The organism is Curtobacterium oceanosedimentum, assembly GCF_040545555.1.
Lineage (GTDB): Bacteria > Actinomycetota > Actinomycetes > Actinomycetales > Microbacteriaceae > Curtobacterium.
Window position 1 is genome coordinate 76,980 of record NZ_JBEPMD010000008.1, and the last position, 22,210, is coordinate 99,189.

The 22,210-nt window shown below is 72.9% G+C and carries 23 protein-coding genes and 1 tRNA gene; 7 read left to right on the plus strand and 17 right to left on the minus strand.

Features of this window, described 5'->3' with window-relative positions:
* Window positions 1–3: 3 nt before the first annotated feature.
* Together ABIC52_RS10395 and ABIC52_RS10400 are read right to left on the minus strand one after the other, a co-directional pair.
* The gene (locus ABIC52_RS10395; protein ID WP_209675854.1) at window positions 4–576 is read right to left on the minus strand and encodes an FHA domain-containing protein FhaB/FipA; all 573 of its coding nucleotides are present in this window, start codon (window positions 574–576) and stop codon (window positions 4–6) included.
* Window positions 573–1,253, minus strand: a complete 681-nt coding sequence (locus tag ABIC52_RS10400; RefSeq protein ID WP_126889989.1) for an FHA domain-containing protein — start codon at window positions 1,251–1,253, stop codon at window positions 573–575. Before ABIC52_RS10400 ends, ABIC52_RS10395 begins: the two co-directional genes overlap by 4 nt.
* A gap of 110 nt (window positions 1,254–1,363) precedes the next feature.
* Between ABIC52_RS10400 and ABIC52_RS10405 the strand changes: the two genes are divergently transcribed.
* Window positions 1,364–1,450, plus strand: a tRNA-Leu gene (locus tag ABIC52_RS10405).
* Between the two features lie 152 nt (window positions 1,451–1,602).
* Here the strand turns inward: ABIC52_RS10405 and ABIC52_RS10410 are convergent.
* The 3 genes from ABIC52_RS10410 to ABIC52_RS10420 are packed head-to-tail and all read right to left on the minus strand — an operon-like array spanning window position 1,603 to window position 4,676.
* Entirely contained in the window at window positions 1,603–2,622 is a 1,020-nt protein-coding gene (locus tag ABIC52_RS10410) for a YdcF family protein (protein WP_126889990.1), read from the minus strand.
* Window positions 2,623–2,676: 54 nt separating this feature from the next.
* Window positions 2,677–3,363: a response regulator gene (locus ABIC52_RS10415; RefSeq protein WP_209675855.1), complete on the minus strand. Its 687-nt coding sequence runs from the start codon at window positions 3,361–3,363 to the stop codon at window positions 2,677–2,679.
* Window positions 3,360–4,676, minus strand: coding sequence for a sensor histidine kinase (locus ABIC52_RS10420; protein ID WP_126889992.1), 1,317 nt, complete (start codon window positions 4,674–4,676; stop codon window positions 3,360–3,362). The genes ABIC52_RS10415 and ABIC52_RS10420 overlap by 4 nt, the downstream gene beginning before the upstream one ends.
* Window positions 4,677–5,143: 467 nt before the next feature.
* Here ABIC52_RS10420 and ABIC52_RS10425 point away from each other — a divergent pair, with 467 nt between their 5' ends.
* Window positions 5,144–6,025, plus strand: a complete 882-nt coding sequence (locus ABIC52_RS10425; RefSeq protein WP_126889993.1) for a manganese catalase — start codon at window positions 5,144–5,146, stop codon at window positions 6,023–6,025.
* Between the two features lie 93 nt (window positions 6,026–6,118).
* Here ABIC52_RS10425 and ABIC52_RS10430 read toward each other — a convergent pair whose 3' ends face one another.
* The 3 genes from ABIC52_RS10430 to ABIC52_RS10440 all read right to left on the minus strand — a co-directional run bounded on the left by ABIC52_RS10430 (window position 6,119) and on the right by ABIC52_RS10440 (window position 7,488).
* Window positions 6,119–6,433 (minus strand): hypothetical protein, encoded by a 315-nt coding sequence (locus ABIC52_RS10430; protein WP_126889994.1) that lies wholly within the window; start codon window positions 6,431–6,433, stop codon window positions 6,119–6,121.
* Between the two features lie 14 nt (window positions 6,434–6,447).
* Complete coding sequence (locus tag ABIC52_RS10435) at window positions 6,448–6,891, minus strand: Hsp20/alpha crystallin family protein (RefSeq protein WP_354027271.1); 444 nt, start codon at window positions 6,889–6,891, stop codon at window positions 6,448–6,450.
* A 126-nt stretch (window positions 6,892–7,017) separates the two neighbouring features.
* A complete protein-coding gene (locus ABIC52_RS10440) occupies window positions 7,018–7,488 on the minus strand; it encodes a MarR family winged helix-turn-helix transcriptional regulator (RefSeq protein ID WP_354027272.1) in 471 nt (156 codons plus the stop codon).
* 63 nt (window positions 7,489–7,551) lie between these two features.
* Between ABIC52_RS10440 and ABIC52_RS10445 the strand changes: the two genes are divergently transcribed.
* Both ABIC52_RS10445 and ABIC52_RS10450 read left to right on the plus strand, forming a co-directional pair.
* A complete protein-coding gene (locus ABIC52_RS10445; RefSeq protein WP_354027273.1) occupies window positions 7,552–8,079 on the plus strand; it encodes a phenolic acid decarboxylase in 528 nt (175 codons plus the stop codon).
* Window positions 8,079–8,867 (plus strand): alpha/beta hydrolase, encoded by a 789-nt coding sequence (locus ABIC52_RS10450; protein WP_354027274.1) that lies wholly within the window; start codon window positions 8,079–8,081, stop codon window positions 8,865–8,867. Before ABIC52_RS10445 ends, ABIC52_RS10450 begins: the two co-directional genes overlap by 1 nt.
* A 101-nt stretch (window positions 8,868–8,968) precedes the next feature.
* Here ABIC52_RS10450 and mgrA read toward each other — a convergent pair whose 3' ends face one another.
* Window positions 8,969–10,012, minus strand: a complete 1,044-nt coding sequence (gene mgrA, locus ABIC52_RS10455) for an L-glyceraldehyde 3-phosphate reductase (protein ID WP_354027275.1) — start codon at window positions 10,010–10,012, stop codon at window positions 8,969–8,971.
* 140 nt (window positions 10,013–10,152) lie between these two features.
* On the opposite strand from mgrA, the gene ABIC52_RS10460 reads away from it, so the two are divergent.
* The 3 genes from ABIC52_RS10460 to ABIC52_RS10470 are packed head-to-tail and all read left to right on the plus strand — an operon-like array spanning window position 10,153 to window position 11,606.
* Window positions 10,153–10,335, plus strand: coding sequence for a hypothetical protein (locus ABIC52_RS10460; RefSeq protein WP_126890000.1), 183 nt, complete (start codon window positions 10,153–10,155; stop codon window positions 10,333–10,335).
* Between the two features lie 47 nt (window positions 10,336–10,382).
* Complete coding sequence (locus tag ABIC52_RS10465; protein WP_066651217.1) at window positions 10,383–10,940, plus strand: MarR family winged helix-turn-helix transcriptional regulator; 558 nt, start codon at window positions 10,383–10,385, stop codon at window positions 10,938–10,940.
* A gap of 48 nt (window positions 10,941–10,988) precedes the next feature.
* Window positions 10,989–11,606, plus strand: a complete 618-nt coding sequence (locus ABIC52_RS10470) for a TetR/AcrR family transcriptional regulator (protein WP_126890001.1) — start codon at window positions 10,989–10,991, stop codon at window positions 11,604–11,606.
* 102 nt (window positions 11,607–11,708) lie between these two features.
* Here ABIC52_RS10470 and ABIC52_RS10475 read toward each other — a convergent pair whose 3' ends face one another.
* The 8 genes from ABIC52_RS10475 to ABIC52_RS10510 form a co-directional block, all read right to left on the minus strand.
* Window positions 11,709–13,412 carry a beta-N-acetylhexosaminidase gene (locus ABIC52_RS10475; protein WP_209825037.1) on the minus strand — a complete coding sequence of 568 codons (1,704 nt, stop codon included), beginning with the start codon at window positions 13,410–13,412 and terminating at the stop codon, window positions 11,709–11,711.
* A gap of 159 nt (window positions 13,413–13,571) precedes the next feature.
* On the minus strand, window positions 13,572–14,570 hold the full coding sequence (locus tag ABIC52_RS10480) for an alpha/beta hydrolase (RefSeq protein WP_126890003.1): 999 nt from the start codon (window positions 14,568–14,570) through the stop codon (window positions 13,572–13,574).
* The gene (locus ABIC52_RS10485) at window positions 14,563–16,116 is read right to left on the minus strand and encodes an MFS transporter (protein ID WP_354027276.1); all 1,554 of its coding nucleotides are present in this window, start codon (window positions 16,114–16,116) and stop codon (window positions 14,563–14,565) included. Before ABIC52_RS10485 ends, ABIC52_RS10480 begins: the two co-directional genes overlap by 8 nt.
* A 144-nt stretch (window positions 16,117–16,260) precedes the next feature.
* Window positions 16,261–16,860 carry a GNAT family N-acetyltransferase gene (locus ABIC52_RS10490; protein ID WP_354027277.1) on the minus strand — a complete coding sequence of 200 codons (600 nt, stop codon included), beginning with the start codon at window positions 16,858–16,860 and terminating at the stop codon, window positions 16,261–16,263.
* A gap of 837 nt (window positions 16,861–17,697) precedes the next feature.
* Entirely contained in the window at window positions 17,698–18,795 is a 1,098-nt protein-coding gene (locus ABIC52_RS10495) for an alpha/beta fold hydrolase (RefSeq protein WP_354027278.1), read from the minus strand.
* 41 nt (window positions 18,796–18,836) lie between these two features.
* Entirely contained in the window at window positions 18,837–19,712 is an 876-nt protein-coding gene (locus ABIC52_RS10500; RefSeq protein WP_354027279.1) for an SMP-30/gluconolactonase/LRE family protein, read from the minus strand.
* Between the two features lie 197 nt (window positions 19,713–19,909).
* Window positions 19,910–20,743, minus strand: coding sequence for a DUF1206 domain-containing protein (locus ABIC52_RS10505; protein ID WP_126891954.1), 834 nt, complete (start codon window positions 20,741–20,743; stop codon window positions 19,910–19,912).
* A 116-nt stretch (window positions 20,744–20,859) separates the two neighbouring features.
* A complete protein-coding gene (locus ABIC52_RS10510) occupies window positions 20,860–22,026 on the minus strand; it encodes an RtcB family protein (RefSeq protein ID WP_126891953.1) in 1,167 nt (388 codons plus the stop codon).
* Between the last annotated feature and the right edge of the window lie 184 nt (window positions 22,027–22,210).

Sequence of the window (22,210 nt, forward strand, 5' to 3'; positions counted from 1 at the left end):
CGGTTACCGCCGCAGCTCGAACGTCGTCGTCCCGATCGTGATCGGCGTCCGTTCCGCGATGGTCACGGGTCCGGTCACCTTCTGACCGTTGACGAACGTGCCGTTCGTGGACTCGAGGTCGGACAGGACCCAGCCCTCGCCACGGAGGTCGAGGCGGGCGTGGTGCGTCGAGGTGTAGTCGTCGCGGATGACGACGTTCGACTCGCTGGAGCGACCGATCGTGATCGGGCCGCCGCCGAGCGGCATCTCCAGTCCCTCGCGCGAGCCCTCGGTGATGACGAGGCGCGTCGGGACGCCGGCGGCCGGCTGTGCGGCACCCGACTGCTGCGGCGTCGGGCCCGAGGGCTGGCCGATCAGCTCCGTGAACGCACCGGGCGCCGCGGCCGCTGGTGCTGCTGCGGCGGGGACGGCCGGCGTCGTCGGCGAGGACGCACCGGCCTTCGGGTCGGTCGGGATGGTGCGGACACGTTGGCCGAACAGGTCGCTCCGCAGGGCGAAGACGATGACGAACACGAACAGCCACAGCACCGCCAGGAAGGCGAAGCGCAGGACGAGCAGGGTCAGGCCCGTGGTCATCGTGCACCTCCGTCGTTCTCCGGGATCACCCGGAACACCATACGGGTACGACCGATCTCGATGGTGGAGTCCGGCTCGACGATGGCCTGCTGGAAGCGCTCGCCGTTCAGCTTCGAGCCGTTCGTGGACCCGAGGTCGTTGGCCTGTGCGTGCTTGCCGTCCCAGATGACCTCGACGTGCTTCCGGCTCGTCCCGGTGTCGGCCACGGTGATGTCCGCGTCGGTGCCCCGCCCGATGACGGTGCGGCCGCGGCGCAACCGGTGGCGCTGCGAGCCGATGTCGAGCACGGCGACCCAGGCGACGTCGCGCTGGACGGTCGACGAGTCGATCTCCAGGATCCCGGTGGACAGCGTGCCGTCCTGCTGCAGCGAGATCGACACCGGGCCGGAGAACGAGTAGTTCTGCGCGACCGCGTGCTGCTGCACCATCTGCGACAGCTCGTCGATGAGCGGCCGACCGATGTCGTTCATGCGGGTGTGGTCCGGTGGTGCGAGGCGCACCGTGAACTCGTTGGGCACGAGGATCCGCTCGCGCGAGACCACGGCGGCCTTCGTGTCGAGCTCCCGCCGCAGCGCGCTGGAGATCTCGACGGGCTGCACGCCGGAGCGGAAGGTCTTCGCGAAGGCGCCGTTCACGGCGCGCTCCAACCCTCGCTCGAAGCTGTCCAAGAGGCCCATGTGTCTCCGTGTTCGTCGGTCAGGGACCACTGCATGGTAGTGGGTGGCGCTCCTGCCCGTCTGTGCGTGGTCACGGGCACCCTCCCACGCGTGCTAGTGTTGCCGGGCTGGCGCGAGTGGCGGAATTGGTAGACGCGCACGGTTCAGGTCCGTGTGCTGGAAACGGCGTGGGGGTTCAAGTCCCCCCTCGCGCACCAGGTGAGGGAAGGCCTCCGGAGGGATCCGGGGGCCTTCTCGCGTTCCCGGGCCCGCTCACGGCCGCGCGCGGCGAGGAGGGTGCGTGCCGGCCGGGAGGCGCGGATCACCGCTGCCTCGGGCCTCCCGTCCGTCCCGTGGTCGGCCGGGTGCCTCAGGGGACCAGCTGGGTGAGCTGGCCGACGACGACGGCCGCCGCCAGCACCACGAACGGGCCGAGCGCGATCACGGTGACCCAGCGGTGCTCGACCAGCAGTGCGACGAACTCGCGGAGGAACGCACTGGGCACGTAGTAGCGCGCGGTCCGTGCGCCGACCACCTGCGCGTCGACCCCGAGGCGTCGGGCGAGCGAGGCGGTGCGGAGCACGTGGTAGTCGCTCGTGACCAGGAGCAGGGGGCCGTGTCGGTCCGCTTCCCGCAGGAGCACGGCGGACCGCTCGATGTTCTCGCGGGTGGTGGTCGACCGGTCCTCGAGCAGCACGGCCTCCGCCGGGACGCCCTGGGCGCCGAGGTACTCGCCCATGGCGGCCGCCTCGGACCGGACCTCGTCGCTGCCCTGGCCGCCCGACGGCACGAGCAGCGGCCGGTTGCCGCGCGCCGTCTCGGCACGCCAGACCGTGAGCGCCCGGTCGAGCCGTCCGCGCAGGAGCGGGGTCACGGTGCCGTCCGGCCGGAGTCCGGCGCCGTGCACGACGACGGCGGTCGGCACGAGTCCGTGCCGCATCCGCCCGTAGACGACGGAGTAGACCGCGAACGACACGAACGCTGCGCTCGCGTAGGCGGACACCAGGGCGACGAGCGCCGCCACGGTCACCCCGACGGCGCCGAACCAGACGACGACCAGGACGGCGAGGACCGGCAGTGCGAAGACCAGGACCCCGGCGATGAGCGAGAGCTGGTTGCCGAGGCTCCTGCCCTCCTTGCGGAGCATCGTGACGCCGTTCGCGACGAGGGCGACGCCGAACACCACGACGCTGACGGGCAGGGCGAGCATCAGCAGCGCGAGCAGGACGAGTGCCACGGGGGAGCGGTCGGCTGCGACGGAGAGCGTACCGAGCACGCCGAACACGACCGCCGCGGTCAGGAAGACGCCGTTGCGGAGCAGGCGCGGGTCGCGGCGGCGTGACACCGCGAAGCAGACGGCGAAGACGACGGCGACGACGAGGAGGAACACGGTCGGAGCGTACCGGGGACGAGCGGCCGGGGTCGGTGGCCCATGGGCGTCGGTCTACGGGCCGGTGGCCCGGGCGTCGCGGGCACCGGCCAGCCCGTGGTCGTGCGCGTACACCACGAGCTGCACCCGGTCACGGAGCGCGAGCTTGCCGAGGATGCTCGAGATCTGCGTCTTCACGGTCGACTCGGTGACGAACTCCTTCGCCGCTATCTCGGCGTTCGACAGCCCGCGCGATGCCCAACCGAACACGATGCGCTCCCGGTCGGTCAGGGTCTGGAACGCCTCGGGCTGCGGGGCGGGGGCACGGTCGACGTCGGCGCCGAACAGCTGCGAGAGGTCGTTCGGCGCGATCACCGAGCTGCCCTCGTGCACGGCGCGCACCGCCGCGAACAGGAACGGCGGCGTGGTGTCCTTGAGCAGGAACCCGCTCGCGCCGAGCCGGATCGCCGTGGCGGCCGCGGGGTCGAGGCCGAACGTCGTGAGCACCACCACACGGGGGAGCGGCCCCGGGAACGCGCCGGAGAACAGCTGGCGCACCGTCTCGACGCCGTCCACGCCGGCCATCCGCATGTCGAGCAGGACGACGTCGGGTCGGAGTTCGCGGATGCGGTCGAGTGCCTCGGCGCCGTCGGACGCCTCGCCCACCACCTGCATGTCGGGCTGCGCGTCGAGCACCACACGGAGGCCTGCGCGGAAGAGCGCCTGGTCGTCGGTGAGCAGGATGCGGATCGGGTCGGTCATCGAGTGGTCCCCCCTCGGACGTCGAACGGGATGCGGGCGCGCGCGACGAACACGGCGTCCAGCACGGCGGCGTCGAACGACCCGCCGATCGTGGTGAGTCGGGTCTGCATGCCGGTGAGGCCCCGGCCGGAACCCCGTGTCGACGCGGTCGTCGGCTGCTCACCGGTCGCGACGGTGCGGACGGCCACGGCGCCGGTGGCCGCAGCGGCGAGCTCCTCGAGCCCGAGCTCGGCGCCGACGGGCAGCGCGCTCGAGGGCACGGGGTTCTCGACCTCGAGCACGAGGTCGGCGGAGCGCCAGGTCTCCCGGACCTCGACGGCGCCGCCGGGTGCCCCGTGCCGGAGCGCGTTCGTGAGCATCTCCTGCAGCACCCGGCGGGCAGCGGTGCCGTGCACGGCACCGAGCGGCCGGGCGACACCGCGGACGGCGTGCTCCACGTCGACCCCGGCGTCGCGGATGCCGCGGACGATCTCCTCGAAGGACGTCGGGTCGCTCGCGGTGTCGGAGCCGTCGATGTGTCCGAGCACCTGCCGCACCTCGACCAGGGAGCTGCGGGCGGTGCTGGCGATGGTGGCGCTGACCTCGCGGATTCGGGCCTCGTCGTCGAGGAAGGGCACCGAGTCCGCCTGCGCGATGATGACCGCGAGTGAGTGCCCGACGACGTCGTGCACGTCGCGGGCGATGTCGGCGCGGATGCGCTCGGCCTCGGCCTCGTCGACCGCGCGGGTGGCGACGGCCTCGGCCCGGTTGGCCACGGCCTCCGCACGGCTGGCAGCTGCCTCGGCGTCGGCGCGTCGGACGGCCTCGGCGTTCTGCGACCGGATCGCCCGACCGGCGAGACCAGCGGCCCAGAAGGAGAGCAGGACGAGCGCCGGCGCGGCGAGGACGAGGACGACCTGGTCGCGTGGCCCGTTCAGCAGCAGGGCGTACCGGTAACCGGTCGAGGAGAGGTACATGGACGCCGAGGCTCCGGCGATCACGGCGAGGAGGCCGGCGAGCACGGCTTCGAACCGTGTGCCGACGACGGCGACGGTACCGATGACGACCGCGATGGCGAGGTCGACCAACGACGGCCGTTCGCCGCCGGCCACCTGCACCGCGCCGAGGGCGACGGTCGCGACCATCGCCGAGCTCGGGGACAGGCGGCGGAGCACGATCGCGACGCAGGCGACCGCGACGGCCAGGGGACTCGCGTGCTCGAGCTCGACGTCGATCGGTGCGGCGAAGAGCAGTGCCGCGAGCCCGGCCCAGAGGAGGTCGACGAGGATCGACCGGCGCCGCATCGGCCGGAGGAACGTGCGCCGGTCCGTCACGGCTCGATCATCGCACGACGGTGGATCACGGCATCGGGGACATCGCGACGAGTGCCACCGCGGTGACGACGACGATCGCGGCGCAGGTGGCGAGGGTGGCGATCACGTGCTTGGTCGAACTCTCCATGCCACCGAGCCTGGCGGTCGACCCGGTCGCCGTGCATCGTGCGGAGGGACGAACGGGGTCGTCCTGCAGGACGAACCCGTCAGATCGTCAGCTGTCCCAGCACGCGGTGGGCGATCGACACGGGCTCCCCGCTCACGACCCCGCCGCGGGGACGACTCACCTGCGTACAGACCGGAGGCACCGGGACCTCGTCCGCGCGATCCGGCCACCGGGGCCGCGTGATCCGTCCACCCCGGACGCCCGCCCAGTCACCGGCGCGGACCGTCGGAGACGACGACCGGACCCGGCCGTGCCGCCGTGCACGACGACGGTACGACGATCACCGAGACAGGAGAACGAGTTGTACTTCCACAAGCAAGAGCTCCAGTTCAAGGCCACCCCCGACAAGCCCGACGCGGTGTACGCGCGCAAGTTGCAGGAGGTGCTCGGCGGCCAGTACGGCGAGATCTCCGTCGCGCTGCAGTACCAGTTCCAGGCGTGGAACATGCACATCCCGGGCAAGTACCGCGACATGGTGTTCGGCATCGGTGCCGAGGAGATGGGCCACGTCGAGATGCTCGCGACGATGATCGCGCAGCTGCTCGAGAAGAGCCCGCTCGGCATCACCGAGGACGCGCTGCAGGACGACCCGACCGTCGCGGCGATCGTCGGGGGCACCGACGTGCAGCACGCGATCGTCGCGGGCGCCGGAGCCCGACCGGTGGACAGCAACGGCAACCCCTGGCAGGGCTCGTACATCACCGCGTCCGGCAACCTGCTCGCCGACTTCACGGCGAACGAGAACGCCGAGATGCAGGGGCGCGTCCAGGCCGCCCGGCTCTACCACATGACCGACGACCACGGCGTGCGGGACCTGCTCTCGTTCCTCATCGCGCGCGACACCATGCACCAGAACATGTGGGCGACCGCCGCCGCGGAGCTCCGCGAGAAGGGCGTCGAGGGCTTCCCGGTGCCGAGCAACTTCCCGCAGTCGAAGGAGAACCAGGAGGTCAACTACCAGTACCTCAACTTCTCCGACGGCAAGGCGGCGGCGGACGGCCCGTGGGCGAGCGGCCCGTCGTTCGACGGCAAGGGCGAGTACTCGTACCACGACGGCCCCACCACCTCGGTGCCGATGCCCCCGCCCACGCACCCGGACGTCCGGCTGTACGGCACCACCGAGCTGCCGAACGTGGTCGAGAAGACCGCCGGCCTCGTGCAGGACACGCTTCACAAGGAGTGACCGTCCCGCCGGTCGCGCGACGCGACCGGGAGACGGACGGGAGGCGCGGTGCCAGCCGGCACCGCGCCTCCCGTCCGTCACGTGGTCACCCCGTCACGACTCCGCACCCACCGTCACCAGCGCGGCGGTGTCGTCGTCGCGCGGTGCGCGCGGTGGCTCGAAGATGCCGGACCAGAGGCGCGTCGCACTCCAGAGTGCGATGAGCGCCACCGTGCCGGCGGCCGCGGCGAGCCAGGGGACGAGCGGGACCTGTGCCCACGCGCCGGGCGCGACCAGCCAGGTGAGGAAGTTCCCCGCCGTGCTGCCGGCCGCGCCCAGGAGCACGGCCACCCGACGGTCCAGGCTCGTCGCGACCAGCGCTCCCGTCACGACCGCGACGGCGAGGAGGGCGTTGATGATCGTCGTCACCGCACGCCCCCGGACTACTCGGCGGAACCGCTGCCGACCGCGAGCTGCTGCGCACCGCTGCCGGTGGTCACGTCGATCTTGCGCGGCTTCGCGGACTCCTTGACCGGGATCGTCACGCTCAGGACGCCGTTGTCGTAGGCGGCGCTGATGCGCGCGGTGTCCAGGTGGTCACCGAGCGTGAGCTGCCGGACGAACGTGCCCGGCTGGCGCTCCCGGGTGAGCCACTGGGAGCCCTCCGGGGCGCCGAGCGTGCGCTCCGCGCGGATGGTCAGCACCGAGCCGTCGACGTCCACGTCGACCGAGCCCGGGTCGATGCCCGGCAGGTCGACGTCGAGGACGTAGTGGTCGCCGGTGCGGTACAGGTCCATCGGCATCGAGCGGGGAGCACCGGCTCCGGCTCCGAGCAGGGAGCCGGCGATTCGGTCGAGCTCGCGGAACGGGTCGAACTGCATCGTCATCGAGATCAACTCCTTCGTGGTCTTCGTTGAGTCCCCTCGACTCAACTGCGACCCGTTCTAGCACTCTCCCCTCAGGAGTGCCAAAAAACCGCTCGGAGCCTGCTGGGAACGGTGCCCCGATGGCGATCAGTGGTCGCCGCGGTGCGTGATCTCGTGGTGCAGGTGCTCGAGTGCGGGGAGCGCGGCGGCCAGCGCGGTGCGGTCCTCGGGTGCGAGTCGGCCGAGTGCCTCGACGAGCACCGCGGCCGATGCCTCGTCGTAGGCGGCGAGCCGTTCCTCCGCCAGGGGGGTCAGGCGGAGCTCGGTCCGGCGTCCGTCGCCGGCGGCCAGGCGTCGCTCGACGAGTCCGACGGACTCCATCGCCGAGACGAGGTTGCTCACCGTCGAGCGGGCGAGACCGAGGCGGGCGGCGAGGGCCGAGGGGGTGGTCGTGGACCCGGTCAGGGCACGCATCACCTCGACCTGGGCGTCGGGCAGGTCCGGCAGGTCGGCGACCTCGCGGGACGTGCGTAGGAGGGCGCGCCGGAACGGGCCGATGCGGTCGCTCAGCCTGCGCGCGACCTGCGTCGTGGCGTCCGATGCGTCCGTACCCTGCACACACGGCAACCTAGCAGCGAGAAGTGTTTGCAACAAAACCATTCCGGGTGCAAACTCGATCGCATGAGCGCACAGACCTCCGTCGAGCACCCCGAACCGCCCCAGGACCTCACCGGCATCGTCGGCCACCGGTTCGTCTACACGTACGCCAACGGCTGGCAGTACGAGATGTACGTCAAGAACGCCACGACCATCGACTACCGCATCCACACCGGGCACGTCGGTGGCCGCTGGGTGAAGGACCAGACCGTCGACCTCGTCGCCCTCGCCCCCGGTGTCTACAAGGTGTCCTGGAACGAGCCGACCGGTACCAGCGTCGTCGTCAACGTCATCCCCGAGCAGCGCGTCCTGCACGGGACGATCTTCTTCCCGCGCTGGATCGAGCTCGACGGGCAGAAGACCGTGCTCTACCAGAACGACCACCTGGACGAGATGCAGCGCTTCCGCGACGAGGGGCCGACCTACCCGATCTACGTCGTGCCGGAGTTCGCGCACATCACGCTGTTCGAGCACGTCGGCGAGGACGACGAGACCGTGGTCGACACCGCTCCCGGCGACCTGCCGGCCGGCTGGGCGGACCGGACGAACTGATGGCCAGTGCGCCGCTGCGGGGTGTCGACCCCCGCACCACCCCGACCACGCTCGACCACGACGGTCGGACGATCCGCGGCTGGCAGTGGGAGCCGCAGGACGGGGCGGCGGATGCCCCCGTCGTACTGCTCGTGCACGGCTTCAGCGACAGTGCGCTCGGCGGGCACCAGCTGTTCGTGCAGACCGCACGACACCTGGTCGCCCGAGGCGCGGTCGTCCGCAGCCACGACCGACTCGGGCAGGGCGTCAGCGACGGGGAGTTCGCGGACATCACCATCCGCGACGAGGTGGAGCAGGTCGTCTCGATGATCCGCGCCGCCGACCGCGGACGGGGCGTGCACGTCGTCGCGCACAGCCTGGGCGCGGTGGAGTCGGCGCTCGCCGCGGCGCGGGAGCCCTCGCGCGTCCGGACGCTCACGCTGTGGTCGCCGGCCGGCGTCGTCGTCGACGACATCACGGAGCACGACGCGATCCAGGGGCAGCCCCTCGCCCCGGTGCGCGAGCGCGGCTGGTTCGACTTCGGCGGGATGCCCCTGGGTGGCGCGTTCATCGCCGACGTTCAGGACGGCCTCGACGTGTACGGCCCGGTGTCCGACTACGCCGGGCCCGCCGACGTGGTGCACGGGACCGAGGACGCGATCGTGCCGGTGTCGTACGGCCGCCGCTACGCCGAACTCCTGCCCGGCGCGCGGTTGACGGTCGTCGACGGCGCCGACCACGGCTGGTCGTCGGTGCCCTTCCGGGAGCGGCTCCTGGCGCTGCTCGACGAGCGCCTCGGCATGGCCTGACGCCCTCCTCCTCCCGCGGAACGCAACGTCGGCGGCAGCTCGCAGCGTCGTACCGCTGCGAGCAACCGCCGACGTTGCGTCTTGCGATCCGGGACCGGAGGTCAGCTCACCTGGCCGGAACGGGCTCCGGACCAGAGGTCGACGTCGAGCACGCCGACCGAGTGCTCGTCGATGCGACGCAGCTCGTCGTCCGTGAACGACAGGTTGCCGAGCGCCGCGACGTTCTGCTCGAGCTGCTCCACGCGGGACGCCCCGATCACGAGCGAGGTCACCCGCTCGTCGCGCAGCGCCCACGCGAGGGCGAGCTGCGCGAGGCTCTGACCGCGGGCGGACGCGATGTCGTCCAGCGCCCGCAGGTGTCCGACGACCTCGTCCGTCAGGGTGCCGGCGTCGAGCGACTTGCCGGCGGCGGCACGTGAGTCCTCCGGCACGCCGTCCAGGTAGCGCCCGGTGAGCAGCCCCTGCGCGAGCGCGGTGAAGCCGATGACGCCGAAACCGAGCTCGCCGGCTGCGTCGAGGAGCCCCTCGTCCTCGATCCAGCGGTTGAGCATCGAGTACGACGGCTGGTGGATGAGGAGCGGCGTGCCGAGGTCGCGCAGGATCTCGACGGCCTGCCGGGAGCGCTCGGCGTCGTAGGACGAGATCCCGACGTAGAGCGCCTTGCCCTGCTGGACGGCGGTGTGGAGTGCGCCCATCGTCTCCTCGAGCGGGGTCGAGGCGTCGAGCCGGTGCGAGTAGAAGACGTCGACGTAGTCCAGGCCCATCCGCTCGAGCGACTGGTCGAGCGAGGCGAGCACGTACTTCCGCGAGCCGCCGCCCTGCCCGTACGGCCCGGGCCACATGTCCCACCCGGCCTTGGTCGAGATCACCATCTCGTCGCGGTAGGGACGGAAGTCCTCGCGCATCAGCCGGCCGAAGTTCACCTCGGCGGCGCCGTAGGGCGGCCCGTAGTTGTTCGCGAGGTCGTGGTGCGTGATGCCGAGGTCGAACGCCCGACGACTGATCGCCCGCTGCGTCTCGAACGGCTTGTCGTCGCCGAAGTTGTGCCAGTAGCCCAGCGACAGCAGTGGCAGGTCGAGGCCCGAGCGGCCGGTTCGGCGGTAGGGCATGGAGTCGTAGCGGTCGTCCGCGGCGATGTAGGCCATGGACCCATCCTGGCCCCGCCCCGTCGGGTGCCGCGCGAACCGTACAGAACGCGAAAAGTTCGTTGCACTGATCATTCGCGTCGTGAAACAGTTCACTCGTCCGACCAGGACGGCAACGACGCAGGAAGGCGGGATCACTCATGCACAGCACGTACTCCGGGATGCCGCGCACCACACGGCTGGCCGCGACCCACACGCGGGTCGGTCTGACCGACCCCGCCGTCATCGACGCCTGGGTGTCCCGGCGCATCCAGGACCCCTCGCTCCTGTCGACGCGCAGCGAACCGTCGTACGCTGACTTCTTCACGGCGCCCACCGCGTAGCCACCCGCTCCGACCGGATCCGCCCGACAGAGAGACCCCACCAGCCGATGCCCCTGACCGTCGTCCGCCGTGAGCACGTCCACCTCTACGCCAGGGAGCCGCGGTCGAAGGCAGCGAAGGTCGCCGTCGACGCACTCCTGCGCCTGCAGCACGTCGAGGAGCAGCAGCTCGAGCAGGCCCGCACCGAGAGCGGCCTGACGAAGAACGAGTTCCTCACCGTGCGGTACATGCTGCAGGCGCACCGGGACGGTCGGGCGATGGGGCCGAAGGACCTCGCCGTCATGCTCAACGTCTCGAACGCGTCGGTCACGAAGATCGTCGACGGGCTCGCGGCGAAGGGCGACATCGTCCGCGTACCGCACCCCACCGACCGTCGGGCACAGGTGCTCGAGCCCACGGTGCAGGCCGCCGAGAAGATCGACTCGTCGTACGCCCGCTTCCACGAGGCAGTGGTCGGCGTGATGGACCACCTGTCGAGCGAGGACAACGAGGTGCTCGCGCGCTGCCTGTCCCAGATCACCGACGCCCTCGCCGTCGGGACCCCGACCCCCGTGGACGAGTACACGGTCGACCCCGACGGCGCTGCGGAGCCGAACGACTCCTAGCGGCGACCGCGGGGTGGCGCGAAAACCTTCCAGCGGTAAGTTGGGGGGATGACGCACGAGGTCGACGACGACGGCGCGACCCCGCCCCGACGCGGTGGGTACCGCAAGGGCGCCGAACGCCGTGCGCAGATCCTCGACGAGATGATCCGCATGGTCGCGGCGCAGGGCGTCGACGCATCGTCGCTCCGATCGGTCGCCGACGCGCTCGGCATCACGCACGCGGCACTCCGGCACTACTTCCCGAGCCGCGACGAACTGCTGCTCGCCGTCTACCGCGAGCACGAGGTCCGCGAACAGGACGCCCCGGACCGGATGCGGTCGGCGATCGGCGACATGCGGGAGAGCGCGTCGCGGAACCGCGAGGTCCCCGGGCTCGTGCAGCTCTACACGACCCTCGCCGCCGACGCGGTGCAGGAGGGTCACCCCGCCACCCGCGACTTCATGCGCGAGCGCTTCACCCGGCTGCGCGCCGACCTCGCCGAGCTGATCGCCGCCGACCAGGCGGCCGGTCGGATCCGCGCGGACCTCGACCCCGTCGACCTGGCGAGCCTCGGCATCGCCGCGTCCGACGGCCTGCAGGTGCAGTGGCTGCTCGACCCGGAGGCGGTCGACGGCGAGCGGGTGCTCCGCCTGCTCGAGTCGATCATCCCCGCAGCCGAGGACTGACGCCGGTCCCGGCGACGCGACCACGGCTCCGTCTCGACGCGCGGCGGACGGGAGGCTCGTGGCGGTGCCGCCACGAGCCTCCCGTCCGCCACCCGGTCGCGACTACGGCGTCGACGCGCCGTCCGCGATGTTCGCCGTGACCGCGTCGATGTACGCGGCGCGCTCCGCGCGCGTCTGGGGGCGGCCCGGTACGCCGGGTCGTTCCTCCCAGGGGCGCGGGCCGGACTCGTGCCGGTACTCGACACCGAGGGCGTCGAGGCGACCGAGGTGGTGCGCCAGACGCTGCCGGAACTCCCCGACGTCGCGGGGACGGGTGGTGTCCGCCGACCAGAGGGCCTCGGAGAGCGCGACCACCCGGGGGAACAGCTGGTAGTCGAGCCGTCTGACGGAGTCGACGTGCTCGGTCCACATGTTCGCCTGGCCACCGATGACGTGCGCCCGCTCCGTCCCGGTGAGTTCCGTCGGCACCGGGTCGAACGCGTACACGTCGTCGACGGTGAGCACGATCGACACCGGGATCGGCTCGTTCGGCAGGTCGCTCTGCCGGTAGTCGAGGTAGACCTGGTCGTCCGGCGTCGCGATGACGTCGTGCCCGCGTCGGGCTGCGGTGATCGCGCCCTGCAGCCCGCGCCACGAGACGACCGTCGCCGACGGGGACAGCGTGCCGCCCTCGAGGATCTCGTCCCAGCCGAACGCCCGGCGTCCGTGCGCCTCGAGGTGCGCCGCGAGCTGCCCGACGATCCAGGCCTGCAGCTGCTCCTCGTCCTCGAGCCCGAGCTCGCGGATGCGCTCCTGCGTGCGCGGGTCGTCCTCCCACTGGTCCTTCGGGCACTCGTCACCGCCGATCCCGATGTACTCCGAGGGGAAGAGCGCGACGACCTCGTCGAGGACGTCGCGGAAGAACTGCACGGTGCTGTCCTCGGCGTTCAGGACGTCGTGCGCGATGCCCCACTCGGTCCAGACGTCGAGCTGCCGGTCCGGGTGCACGCCGAGCTCCGGGTACGCGGCCAGCGCCGCGCGGACGTGCCCGGGGGTCTCGATCTCCGGCACGACGGTGACGAACCGGTCGGCCGCGTAGGCGACGATCTCGCGGATGTCGTCCTGCGTGTAGGAGCCCCCGTGCGGGCGACCGTCCTTGCCGGCCACCCGGAGCGTGCCGTCCGCGTCGGGGACGTGCGCGCCCACCTGCGACTCCGTGCGCCACGACCCGATCTCGGTGAGCCGTGGGTACTTCGTGATCTCGATGCGCCAGCCCTGGTCCTCGGTCAGGTGGAAGTGCAGGCGGTTGATCCGGTGCACGGCGAGCTGGTCGACCAGGCGGAGCACCTCGGCCTTCGTGCGGAAGTGCCGGGCGACGTCGAGCATCACGCCGCGCCAGGCGAAGGCCGGGGCGTCCTCGACGACGGTGGCCGGGAGCGTCCACCCCTCGGAACGCACCCGGCCGCGTCGGTACACGTCGGCGGGCAGGAGCTGGAGCAGCGCCTGGACGCCGTAGAAGACCCCGGCCGGGCCACCACCGGTGACGACGACGCCGCCGGTGGTGACCGCGAGGCGGAAGGCCTCCGAGCGGTCACCGCCGGGGCCCTCCGGCAGGTCGCTCGGGTCGGCGGCGATCCGGAGGGCGACCAGGGGGACGTCGGTCGCGCCGCCGGCGCCGAACAGGGGGAGTCGGGTCGATGCGCGCAGCACCTGCTGCAGGTACTGGGCGACCGGTTCGGCCGCGGGGTCGGCGGTGACGCGGGTCCGCTCGTCGAGGGTGAACGAGCCGGTGCCGTCGACGCGGGAGCGGGGGCGGGGGATGAGCATGCGGTGCGGTCCTTCCGGGGGAGGTCGGGGACGTGCCGGTGCCACCGCCGTCGTTGGCGGTGCGCTCCATCCTCGTCGCTGCCCGCCGCCGCTGCCCGCTGTCCGCTGTCCGCCCGAGCTCTCGCCCCGCCCGCCGCCGCTGCTGCCGGTCGCGCCCGGTCAGGCCCCCGGCGTCCGGACCGGGTCGGGTTCCCCGAGCAGCCGGGTCGTCCAGTCGGCCAGGGCCGCGACCGCCGAGCGCGAGACCGCCGCACCCGGGACCATGCTGGTGAAGCCGTGGAACGCGCCCGGCCACACGTGCAGCTCGGCGTCGACCCCGGCGGCCCAGAGCGCGCTCGCGAACGCCACGGTCTCGTCGCGGAACACCTCGGCGCTGCCGCAGTCGACGTACGTGCGGGGGAGCCCGGACAGGTCCTCGGCGCGCGCGGGTGCCGCGTACGGGGAGACGTCGTCGGTACCACGGCGCTCGCCGAGGTAGGCGCCCCAGCTGAAGTGCATCGCCTGGCGGTCGGCGACGCCGACGCCGTCGATCTGCCGGGTGGACACGGTGTCGTCGCGGTCGTCGAGCATCGGGGAGACGAGGACCTGCGCGAGCACCTCGGGCCCGCTCCGGTCACGAGCGAGCAGGACCGTCCCCGCCGCCAGGCCCCCGCCCGCGCTCTGCCCGGCCACCACGATGCGCGCCGGGTCGATGCCGAGCTCGTCGGCGTGCTCCGCGACCCAGACGAGTCCGGCGTAGCAGTCCTCGACGGGGGTCGGGTCGGGGTGCTCCGGGGCGAGGCGGTAGTCCACGCTGATGAGCACGACGTCGTGGTCGAGCAGCCAGTCGTCGTACGAGTCGAGGTTGCCGAGGTGGTGCCCCATCACCATCCCGCCGCCGTGGATCGTGTAGACGCCCGTGGTCGGACCGGTCCGACCGGCGCGCTGGATCACCGCGAGGTCGATGGGGTCGCCGCCGTGGCCGGGGACGGTGATGCTCCGCCGCTCGAGGCCGCGGGAACGCAGTCGGTCGTCGAGTTCCTGTTCGCTGACGTCGAGCGCGCGCATCCGGGGCAGGGCCGCGGCGTCGATGGTGAACGGGCCACGGGCCTCGAGCGCGGTGAGGAGGACGGCGAGCTCGGGGTCGAAGGGCGGTCGGGGCGTGGTGGTCTCAGGCACGGGAGGACTCCTGGTGGTGGTCGGCGGAAGTGGACGAGGAAGAGGACGCGGACGTGGACGTGGACGTGGCCGTCGACGGCATCGGCGGGGACGGGGTCGGTGTCGGGGCCGGGGCCGGCGTCGGTTCCGGTGTGCCGACGCCGCGTCGCGCGCGGAGCACCCCGACGGTGACGAGCAGCGCCGCGACCACGGTGATCACGGCCCCGGCGACCTGCAGCGCACCGACGACGGCGGCAGCGTGCACGGCCGTGGTCCGGGCGACGGTGATGCTGCCCGGGACGAACGCCGCGAGCACCGTGCCGGTCGCCCCGATCCCCACCGCGGTGGCGAGCTCGCTCGCGGTGTCGACGAGCGCCGCCCCGATCGACGTGCGGTCGGTCGGCAGCCCGGACAGGACACTCGCGCCGGCGACCGCCCCGACGACACGCATCCCGCCCGCGACGAGCACGAGGGCGACCGCGACGGCCGGGTACCCGGTACGTCCGAGCAGGGTGAACACGGCGAGCCCGACCACGACGGCCGTGGCGCTCGTCCACGCGGCCCGATCGAGCCCGACCCGACGGACGAAGGGCGCCACGAAGCGGCCGCTCACGAGCAGCACGACGACCTGGGGCAGGGTCCCGATCGCCGCGAGGGCCGGCGGCCACCCCCACGCGGCCTGCAGCTGCAGGGTCACCGCGTAGGACAGCCCGGCGGTGGCGAGGCCGGCCGCAGCCTTGTACGCCAGACCGCTCGCGACGAGGGGCCGCGCCACCAGGGCGAGGTCGAGCAGCGGGTGCCGGGCGGACCGTTCGCGCACCACGAACCCGACGACGGCCGCGACGGTGGCGCCGGCTGTGACCCACGCGCCCCACCCCGGGGTGACCACGAAGAGCGTCGGGGTCACCAGGACCCCGACCACCGCTGCCGTCCCGAGCACCGCGCCGACCAGGTCGAGCGGGTGCCGGTGCAGGTCCTCCGGCCGGTCGGCGGTGACCCCGGACCGGATGCCGACGAGCGCGACGAGGGCGATCGGCACGTTCGCCACCAGGAGCACCTGCCACGGCGCCACCGCGAGCACGAAGCCGCCGATGGTCGGGCCGATCGCGAGCCCGACGAGTCCGGCGGTCGACACCACGGTCAGCGCCCGGACGCGCAGGTCGTCGCCGGCGAAGAGCCGGAAGGTCAGCGCCATCGAGCCCGGGGTGGTCATCGCGGCGGCGAGCCCCATGAGGGCACGGACGGCGACGAACTGCTCCACGCTGGTCACGAGGACGGTCGACGCGCTCGCCACCGCGAGCAGGACCAGCCCGACGAGCATGGTGCGGCGGCGGCCGAACCGGTCGGCGACCGCCCCGAACAGGAGCATCAGGCCGCCGAACGCGACCGAGTACGCGCTCGAGACCCACTGCAGCGAGGCGGTGGAGGCGGCGAGGTCACGGCCGATCGTCGGCAGGGCGACGGTGAGGACCGAGTTGTCGAGCATCTCGAACAGGAACACGGCGGACAGCCCGGACAGGGCGATCCACGCGTCACGGAGACGGGCGGGTGGGGTGTGTGCAGACACGGGTGCACTCCTTCGATGAAGAAGTGGCGACTCCCGTGAGACGCGTGCACGCTCCCGGCCGACGAACGGCGCGGGTCTTTTCCCTCTGCCCGGAACAGTAGCGCGCCCGGGCCGCCCACGCCAGCGCGACGGGACGGTGGTGCCTCAGGGACGCCCTGGGCGGTGCATGGCGACGGGGTACCCGCCGGGGGCGAGCCCGAGCGGGGCACCGGCGACGAAGCCGAATCGTTCGTAGAGCCGCCGGCTCCCCGGTGTGGTCGCCTCGAGGTACGCGGCAGCGTGCTCCTCGTCCACGCGGACGAGGCCGGTGCGCAGGAGTTCCGAGCCGATGCCCCGGCCGGCGGCGGCGGGGTCGACCGCGACGTCGGCGAGGTACCAGTGCGGCGTCGCGGGTCGGTGCCGGGCGAACACCTCGGACGTGCGCAGTGCCGTCCGCAGGTGTCGGAGGCCGATCGCTCGCAGGTACCTCGGGAACTGTTGCAGACGATCGGCGAGCCCCGTGCGGTGTCCGGGACGTTCCCACGCGGCGAGCCCGAGGATCCGGTCCGCGGACTCGACCACGTCGACCACCCCGTCCGCGAAGGCGCCGGTCAGGAGGCTCGCGGTGTACGACTGCGTCAGTCGTTCCTCGCGCCGGTGTTCGCCGGGGATGACCGCTGCGACGACGGCGTCGTCCCGGAGCGCGCGCGCCAGCACCGTCCCGCAGGCCGATGCCTCTGCGCGGGTCGCTCGTCTCGTCGTCACGTCGTGGTCCTCCCGGGAACGGCTCGGCCGATCAACCGTAGCCCTCGTCGTACAGCCGCCACCCGTCCGCCGTCTGGTGGAAGCAGAACTGCCACCCCTGCAGGGTCCCAGGGTCGGCGCCGCTCATGTTCGTCTCGGTGACGTCGACGGGGATGCACTCCTCGGCGACCCCGCCGCGCTCGTCGGCCGGGATCCGCTCGACAGTGCCGATGTCGCGGTGTGCCAGCAGGTCCGGGTGCTCGTCGAATCACGAGGTCGGCTGCCGCTGCCCGCACCACGCGTGTTCGGGCGACGACGGTGTGTGTGCGGCCGTGAGCGCTTCGGTCACCATCGTGCCTGGCCGATCGACTGCCGGACGCTCGGCGGGTCAGTCCGGCTGGTCGCCCGGGTCGTCGGACCTCTGACCGGCGCGATCTGCTCCTTCGTGAGCGGGCAGGACACGCCGCGCGTCGTTCGCCCGCAGGGCGAAGGACGTCGGTACGCCGCACCCAGCGTGGCGGATACGGCCCGCTCGGCGGACCGGACGTATCCCCGACGTGACGGACGGGAGGCGGGGGGGGCCCCGGGCCCCCCCCCCCCCCCCCGGGGGGGGGGGGGGGGCCCCCCCCCCCCCCCGCCCGGGGCGCGGGGGGGCCCCCCCCCCCGCCCCCCCCCCCCCCCCCCCGCGCGCGCCGGCCGGGGCCGCCCCCCCGCCGCCTCACTCCGGGCCGGGCCCCCCCCCCCCCCCCGCCCCCCCCCCCCCCCGCCGCCCCCCCCCCCCCCCCCCCGGGCCCCCCCCCCCCCCGCCCGGGGCCCCCCCCCGCCTCCAGGCCGTCACCCTGTGCGCGGGGCGCGCCGTCAGTGCCGGTCGCGCACCTCGGGAGCGACGTCGTCGACGACCGCACGGCGGTCGTCCGGGTCCACGGGGATGCCGTCACCGTCCGCCATCGCGACCGCGTGCGCGGACTTCGCCCGCTCCAGCTGTTCGTCGTCGCCCTTCGCCATGCCGAACAGCTCGATGAAGCGCGACTTGACGACCAGCCAGGCGTCCTTCGGGCCGAGCCGGGCCAGGTCGGACGACGTGGTGTCGTCGCGCACCCGCTGCAGGGAGCTCACGCCACGGTCGGTGATCCGTCCGTCGACGAGCGCCACGGCGAGCCGGGCCACCGCGTCCGCCTGCGCGTGCATGACGGAGTGCGCTCCGTCGACGACCTCGCGCAGCACCGCGTGCGGGAACACCCGCGCCAGGGACCGGACCCAGTCGCGGGGCACCATCGCGTCGTGCTCCCCGCGGACGATGAGGGTGCGGGCCTGCACCTCGGCAGCGCGGTCCTCGATCGGGAACGCGATCATCTGCGGCAGCACCTTCCGGAACCAGTGCCACCCGCAGAGCGCGTACGCGGTGACGGCGTGCCACCGGACCGCGGCGGGCTCGTGCAGCGCGGACCGCAGGAAGCGGAACGCCGAGGTCGGGATGCTCCGCGCACGACTGTCGACGACCGGGCTGATGAGCACGAGGTCGCGGATGTGCGGGTTCCGTGCGGCGACCTCCGTGACCACCTGGGTGCCCATCGAGTGCCCGACGAGCACCGGGTCCTCGAGCCGGAGCTCACGGATGACCTGTTCGACCGCGTCCGCGTACCGCTCGATCGACACGGCACCCCGGAACCGCGGGACCCCGGCGAAGCCCGGCAGGTCGAGGGCGTGCACCGGGCCGTTCTCGTTGAGGTGCGGCGCGAGCCGCTCGTAGTAGGTCGCGGCGATCCCGAGCCCGGCGACGAGGACGAACGCGCGGTCGCCCGGCTGCCCGATCGAGCTCACCCGGACGTAGGTGCCGTCGACGGCGATGCGGTCGACCTCGACCTGCACGTCGGCGTCCTCGGCCCGCGCGAGCGCACCGGCGGGGTCGGGAGCGGGCGGCGGGGTCCGGTCGTCCTGTTCGTCCTGTTCGGTCACGGGGCCTCCTGGGATCGGCGACCTCCCACGCTACCCGCCGTTCAGCCGCCGAACGCGGAAGCGGGAGCGCCGTGCACCCGCGTCGGCACCGCGAAGACCGCGCCGGAGTGCGGGTACTGCTCGAGCTGCTCCTCGGTGCTGTTCTCACGCGCGGTGCCGACGAAGAGCGTCGACAGGTCCCGGCCGCCGAACGCCACGGACGTCACGTTCGGTGCCGGTACCTCGACGGTCTCGAGGTGCCGGCCCTCGGCGTCCCACCGCTCCACACGACCGGCGCCGTAGACCGCCGTCCAGAAGCAGCCCTCGTCGTCGCGGACCAGCCCGTCGTGCGCGGCACCGCTGACGAAGGGCTCGAGCTCGCCGAGCTCGCCGTCCGGGCCGTACGCGCCGCGGTAGATCGTCGAGGTGCTCGTGTCCGTGACGTACATGACGCTGCCGTCGGCCGACCACTCGATGCCGTTCGTCACGCCGAAGCCGCCGCGGAGCACCCGGGTCGACCCGTCGGGCTCGACCGAGTACAGCGCTCCCGCCGGGTCCTGGTCGGAGAGGTCCATGCTGCCGACGAGGAACCGGCCGAACGGGTCGCACTTGCCCTCGTTGAACCGCATCTCGGTGGTCGCGTGGTGCACCCGGACCAGCTCGCGTTCCACCACGCCGCGGTCGTCGGTGAGCACCACCGTGTCGCCGAGTGCCGCGACGAACCCGCCCGCAGCACGGGGCTGGAAGCTCGCCAGGGGCGGCGGCAGCGCGACGCTCGACTCGACCGTGCCGTCCGCGCGGGCGGTGGTGAGCAGCCCGAGGGTGATGTCGGTCCAGCGGAGCCGCTCGGCGGTCGGGTCCCAGACGATGCTCTCCGCGAGCACCGCCTGCTCGTCGCAGAAGACGGTCACGGGCCCGGTCACGGCGTCGGTGGTCATGCCCTCCCGTCTACCGGGGCCGGCGTGCACGACCTACCAGCGACCCGGTGCACGGAGACGCCGGCGTCGCGGCGAGACGACGCCATCGCCGCGAGACGCCCTCGGATCCAGCGGCGTCTCGATGACTTCGGTGCGTCTCGCGCTGACGCCGGCGTCTCGCGGCCGTGCACATCGGTCGAGACGCCGGCGTCTCGGCGTCAGAGGCGCGCGAACCGGGCTCGGAAGAAGCTGTAGACGCCGTAGGCCAGGAACCCGATGCCGACCGCGACGAGCACCACCGACCCGGCGGGCAGATCGCGCAGCGCGTCGAACGCCCCGTCGAGCCCGGTCGCCTGGTCCGGGTCGCTGCGGACGCCCGCGACGACGATCAGCACCCCGACGACCGCGACGGCGATGCCCTTCCCGACGTACCCGACCGTCCCGAGCACGGTCACGGCACGGTCGAGCGGCTGCCGCGGACGCACGAGCTGCTTCCAGAAGGAGCGACGGCATCCCTGCACGACCAGGGCCGCACCGATCGCGATCGCCACCGCACCGACGGCGATCAGCAGGAACACCCCACCCGGCGTCGCGAGGGCCTGCGCCGCCGCGCCCCGGGTCGACCCGCTGGAGCTCCTGCCGGCTCCGAGCGCGAACGACCCGGCCGTGTACGACACGACGCCGTAGACGACCGCCTTGCCGACGTCCTTGGCCCGTGCCGCCCAGGCGCGGGCGCTGTCGGACCGGCCGCCGACGACCGCCTCGAGCAGGAGCCGCAGGGCCAGCGCCGCGGTCCCGACGGCGACGACCCAGAGCAGGGCCACGCCTCCGGGTACGTCCGCGAGCTGCTGCAGCGCTCCGGACTGGTCGGTCTCGCTGCCCCCGGACGCGTTCCCGAACCCGAGGAGCACGACGAGGTACCCGATCAGCAGGTGCACCACACCACTGCCGACGTACCCGGCCCGCGCGGTCAGCTCGAACCACCTGCTGTCGGCGACACGCTTCGCCTGTCGTCCGGTCTCGCGTGCTGCTCGTTCCGCCTGGTCGCTCATCCCTTCGAGCGTGCCCGACGCACGGACCGCTGTCCGCAGCGGGGCGCACAGCGTGTCGGGACGAGCGTCGGACGGGAGGCGCGTGGCGGACCCGGCCACGCGCCTCCCGTCCGCCGTCAGTCACCCTTGACGTTGACGACCTGCCGCAGCGTGTGCCGGATCGTCACCAGGTCGGTGGCGTCCGCCATGACCTGGTCGATCGGCTTGTACGCCGCGGGGATCTCGTCGAGGAACGCGTCCGTGTCGCGGTACTCGATCCCCGCCATCGCCTCGCGCAGCTGCTCGTGCGTGAAGGTCCGCCGGGCAGCGGACCGCGAGAACAGCCGCCCGGCGCCGTGCGGCGAGGACTCGAGCGACGGCTTGTTGCCGAGCCCCTCGACGACGTACGAGGCGGTGCCCATCGATCCGGGGATGAGGCCGGGCTGCCCCTCCTTCGCCTGGATCGCGCCCTTGCGGGACACCCAGACGCTCTTGCCCCAGTGCGTCTCGCGCTGCGTGAAGTTGTGGTGGCAGTTGATCCGCTCCTGCTCGTCCACGGGCCGGCCGAGCACCTCGGCCAGCTGCCGGACGACCCGGTCCATCATCTCCTCGCGGTTGAGCAGGGCGAAGTGCTGCGCCCACCGGAGCTCGGCGATGTACCGGTCGAACTCGGGCGTGCCCTCGACGAGGTAGGCCAGGTCGGGGTCGGGTAGCTCGATCCACCACCGCTGCATCATCCGCTTGGCGACCGTGATGTGCCGCTGGGCGATCTTGTTGCCGACGCCGCGCGACCCGGAGTGCAGGAAGAGCCAGACCCGGTCCTGCTCGTCGAGCGAGACCTCGATGAAGTGGTTGCCCGACCCGAGCGTGCCGAGCTGGTTCCGCCAGCCGCCGTGTGCTCCGGCGGGGTCGAAGCCGGCGGCCTCGGCCATCGTCTCGAGCTCGGCGATCCGCGGCGCGGCGGTGGCGACGATCTTGCGGTTCGAGGCCCCCGCGGACAGCGGGACGGCCCGCTCGATCTGCTCGCGGAGGGGCTGCAGGTCGTCGGGCAGGTCGGCCCTCCCGAACTGCGTGCGCACGGCGATCATGCCGCAGCCGATGTCGACGCCGACGGCGGCCGGCATCACGGCGCCGAGGGTCGGGATGACGGACCCGACGGTGGCGCCGAGCCCGAGGTGCGCGTCGGGCATCAGTGCGAGGTGCGGGAACACGAACGGCATCCGGGCCGTCGTGCGGGCCTGCTGCTCGGTGTTCTCCTCGAGCATCGAGGCCCAGCTGAGCAATCGGTCGGTGATCTTCTCCACGGTGTTCGTCCTTCGTCGTGACGGTCGACGACGGCCGGGTGGCCGTCGCGGTGACGGCCGGTGGCCGTCGTGGTGACGGCCGGTGGCCGTCGTGGTGACGGTCCGGGGCGGACGGGTCCTGCGCCTCCGACCCGGTGCGATGCACCTGTGGAGGAACGACGGGAGGGACGCCCCGGGCCGGGTG

Excerpts from the sequence above, each read along its gene's own strand:
- ABIC52_RS10415 (WP_209675855.1), bottom strand. The coding sequence starts at position 3,363 with ATGACCGACCCGATCCGCATCCTGCTCACCGACGACCAGGCGCTCTTC.
- ABIC52_RS10500 (WP_354027279.1), bottom strand. The coding sequence starts at position 19,712 with ATGACCACCGACGCCGTGACCGGGCCCGTGACCGTCTTCTGCGACGAG.
- ABIC52_RS10505 (WP_126891954.1), bottom strand. The coding sequence starts at position 20,743 with ATGAGCGACCAGGCGGAACGAGCAGCACGCGAGACCGGACGACAGGCG.
- ABIC52_RS10465 (WP_066651217.1), top strand. The coding sequence starts at position 10,383 with ATGCCCCTGACCGTCGTCCGCCGTGAGCACGTCCACCTCTACGCCAGG.
- ABIC52_RS10460 (WP_126890000.1), top strand. The coding sequence starts at position 10,153 with ATGCACAGCACGTACTCCGGGATGCCGCGCACCACACGGCTGGCCGCG.
- mgrA (WP_354027275.1), bottom strand. The coding sequence starts at position 10,012 with ATGGCCTACATCGCCGCGGACGACCGCTACGACTCCATGCCCTACCGC.
- ABIC52_RS10435 (WP_354027271.1), bottom strand. The coding sequence starts at position 6,891 with ATGACGATGCAGTTCGACCCGTTCCGCGAGCTCGACCGAATCGCCGGC.
- ABIC52_RS10470 (WP_126890001.1), top strand. The coding sequence starts at position 10,989 with ATGACGCACGAGGTCGACGACGACGGCGCGACCCCGCCCCGACGCGGT.
- ABIC52_RS10395 (WP_209675854.1), bottom strand. The coding sequence starts at position 576 with ATGACCACGGGCCTGACCCTGCTCGTCCTGCGCTTCGCCTTCCTGGCG.
- ABIC52_RS10400 (WP_126889989.1), bottom strand. The coding sequence starts at position 1,253 with ATGGGCCTCTTGGACAGCTTCGAGCGAGGGTTGGAGCGCGCCGTGAAC.
- ABIC52_RS10445 (WP_354027273.1), top strand. The coding sequence starts at position 7,552 with ATGAGCGCACAGACCTCCGTCGAGCACCCCGAACCGCCCCAGGACCTC.
- ABIC52_RS10475 (WP_209825037.1), bottom strand. The coding sequence starts at position 13,412 with ATGCTCATCCCCCGCCCCCGCTCCCGCGTCGACGGCACCGGCTCGTTC.
- ABIC52_RS10450 (WP_354027274.1), top strand. The coding sequence starts at position 8,079 with ATGGCCAGTGCGCCGCTGCGGGGTGTCGACCCCCGCACCACCCCGACC.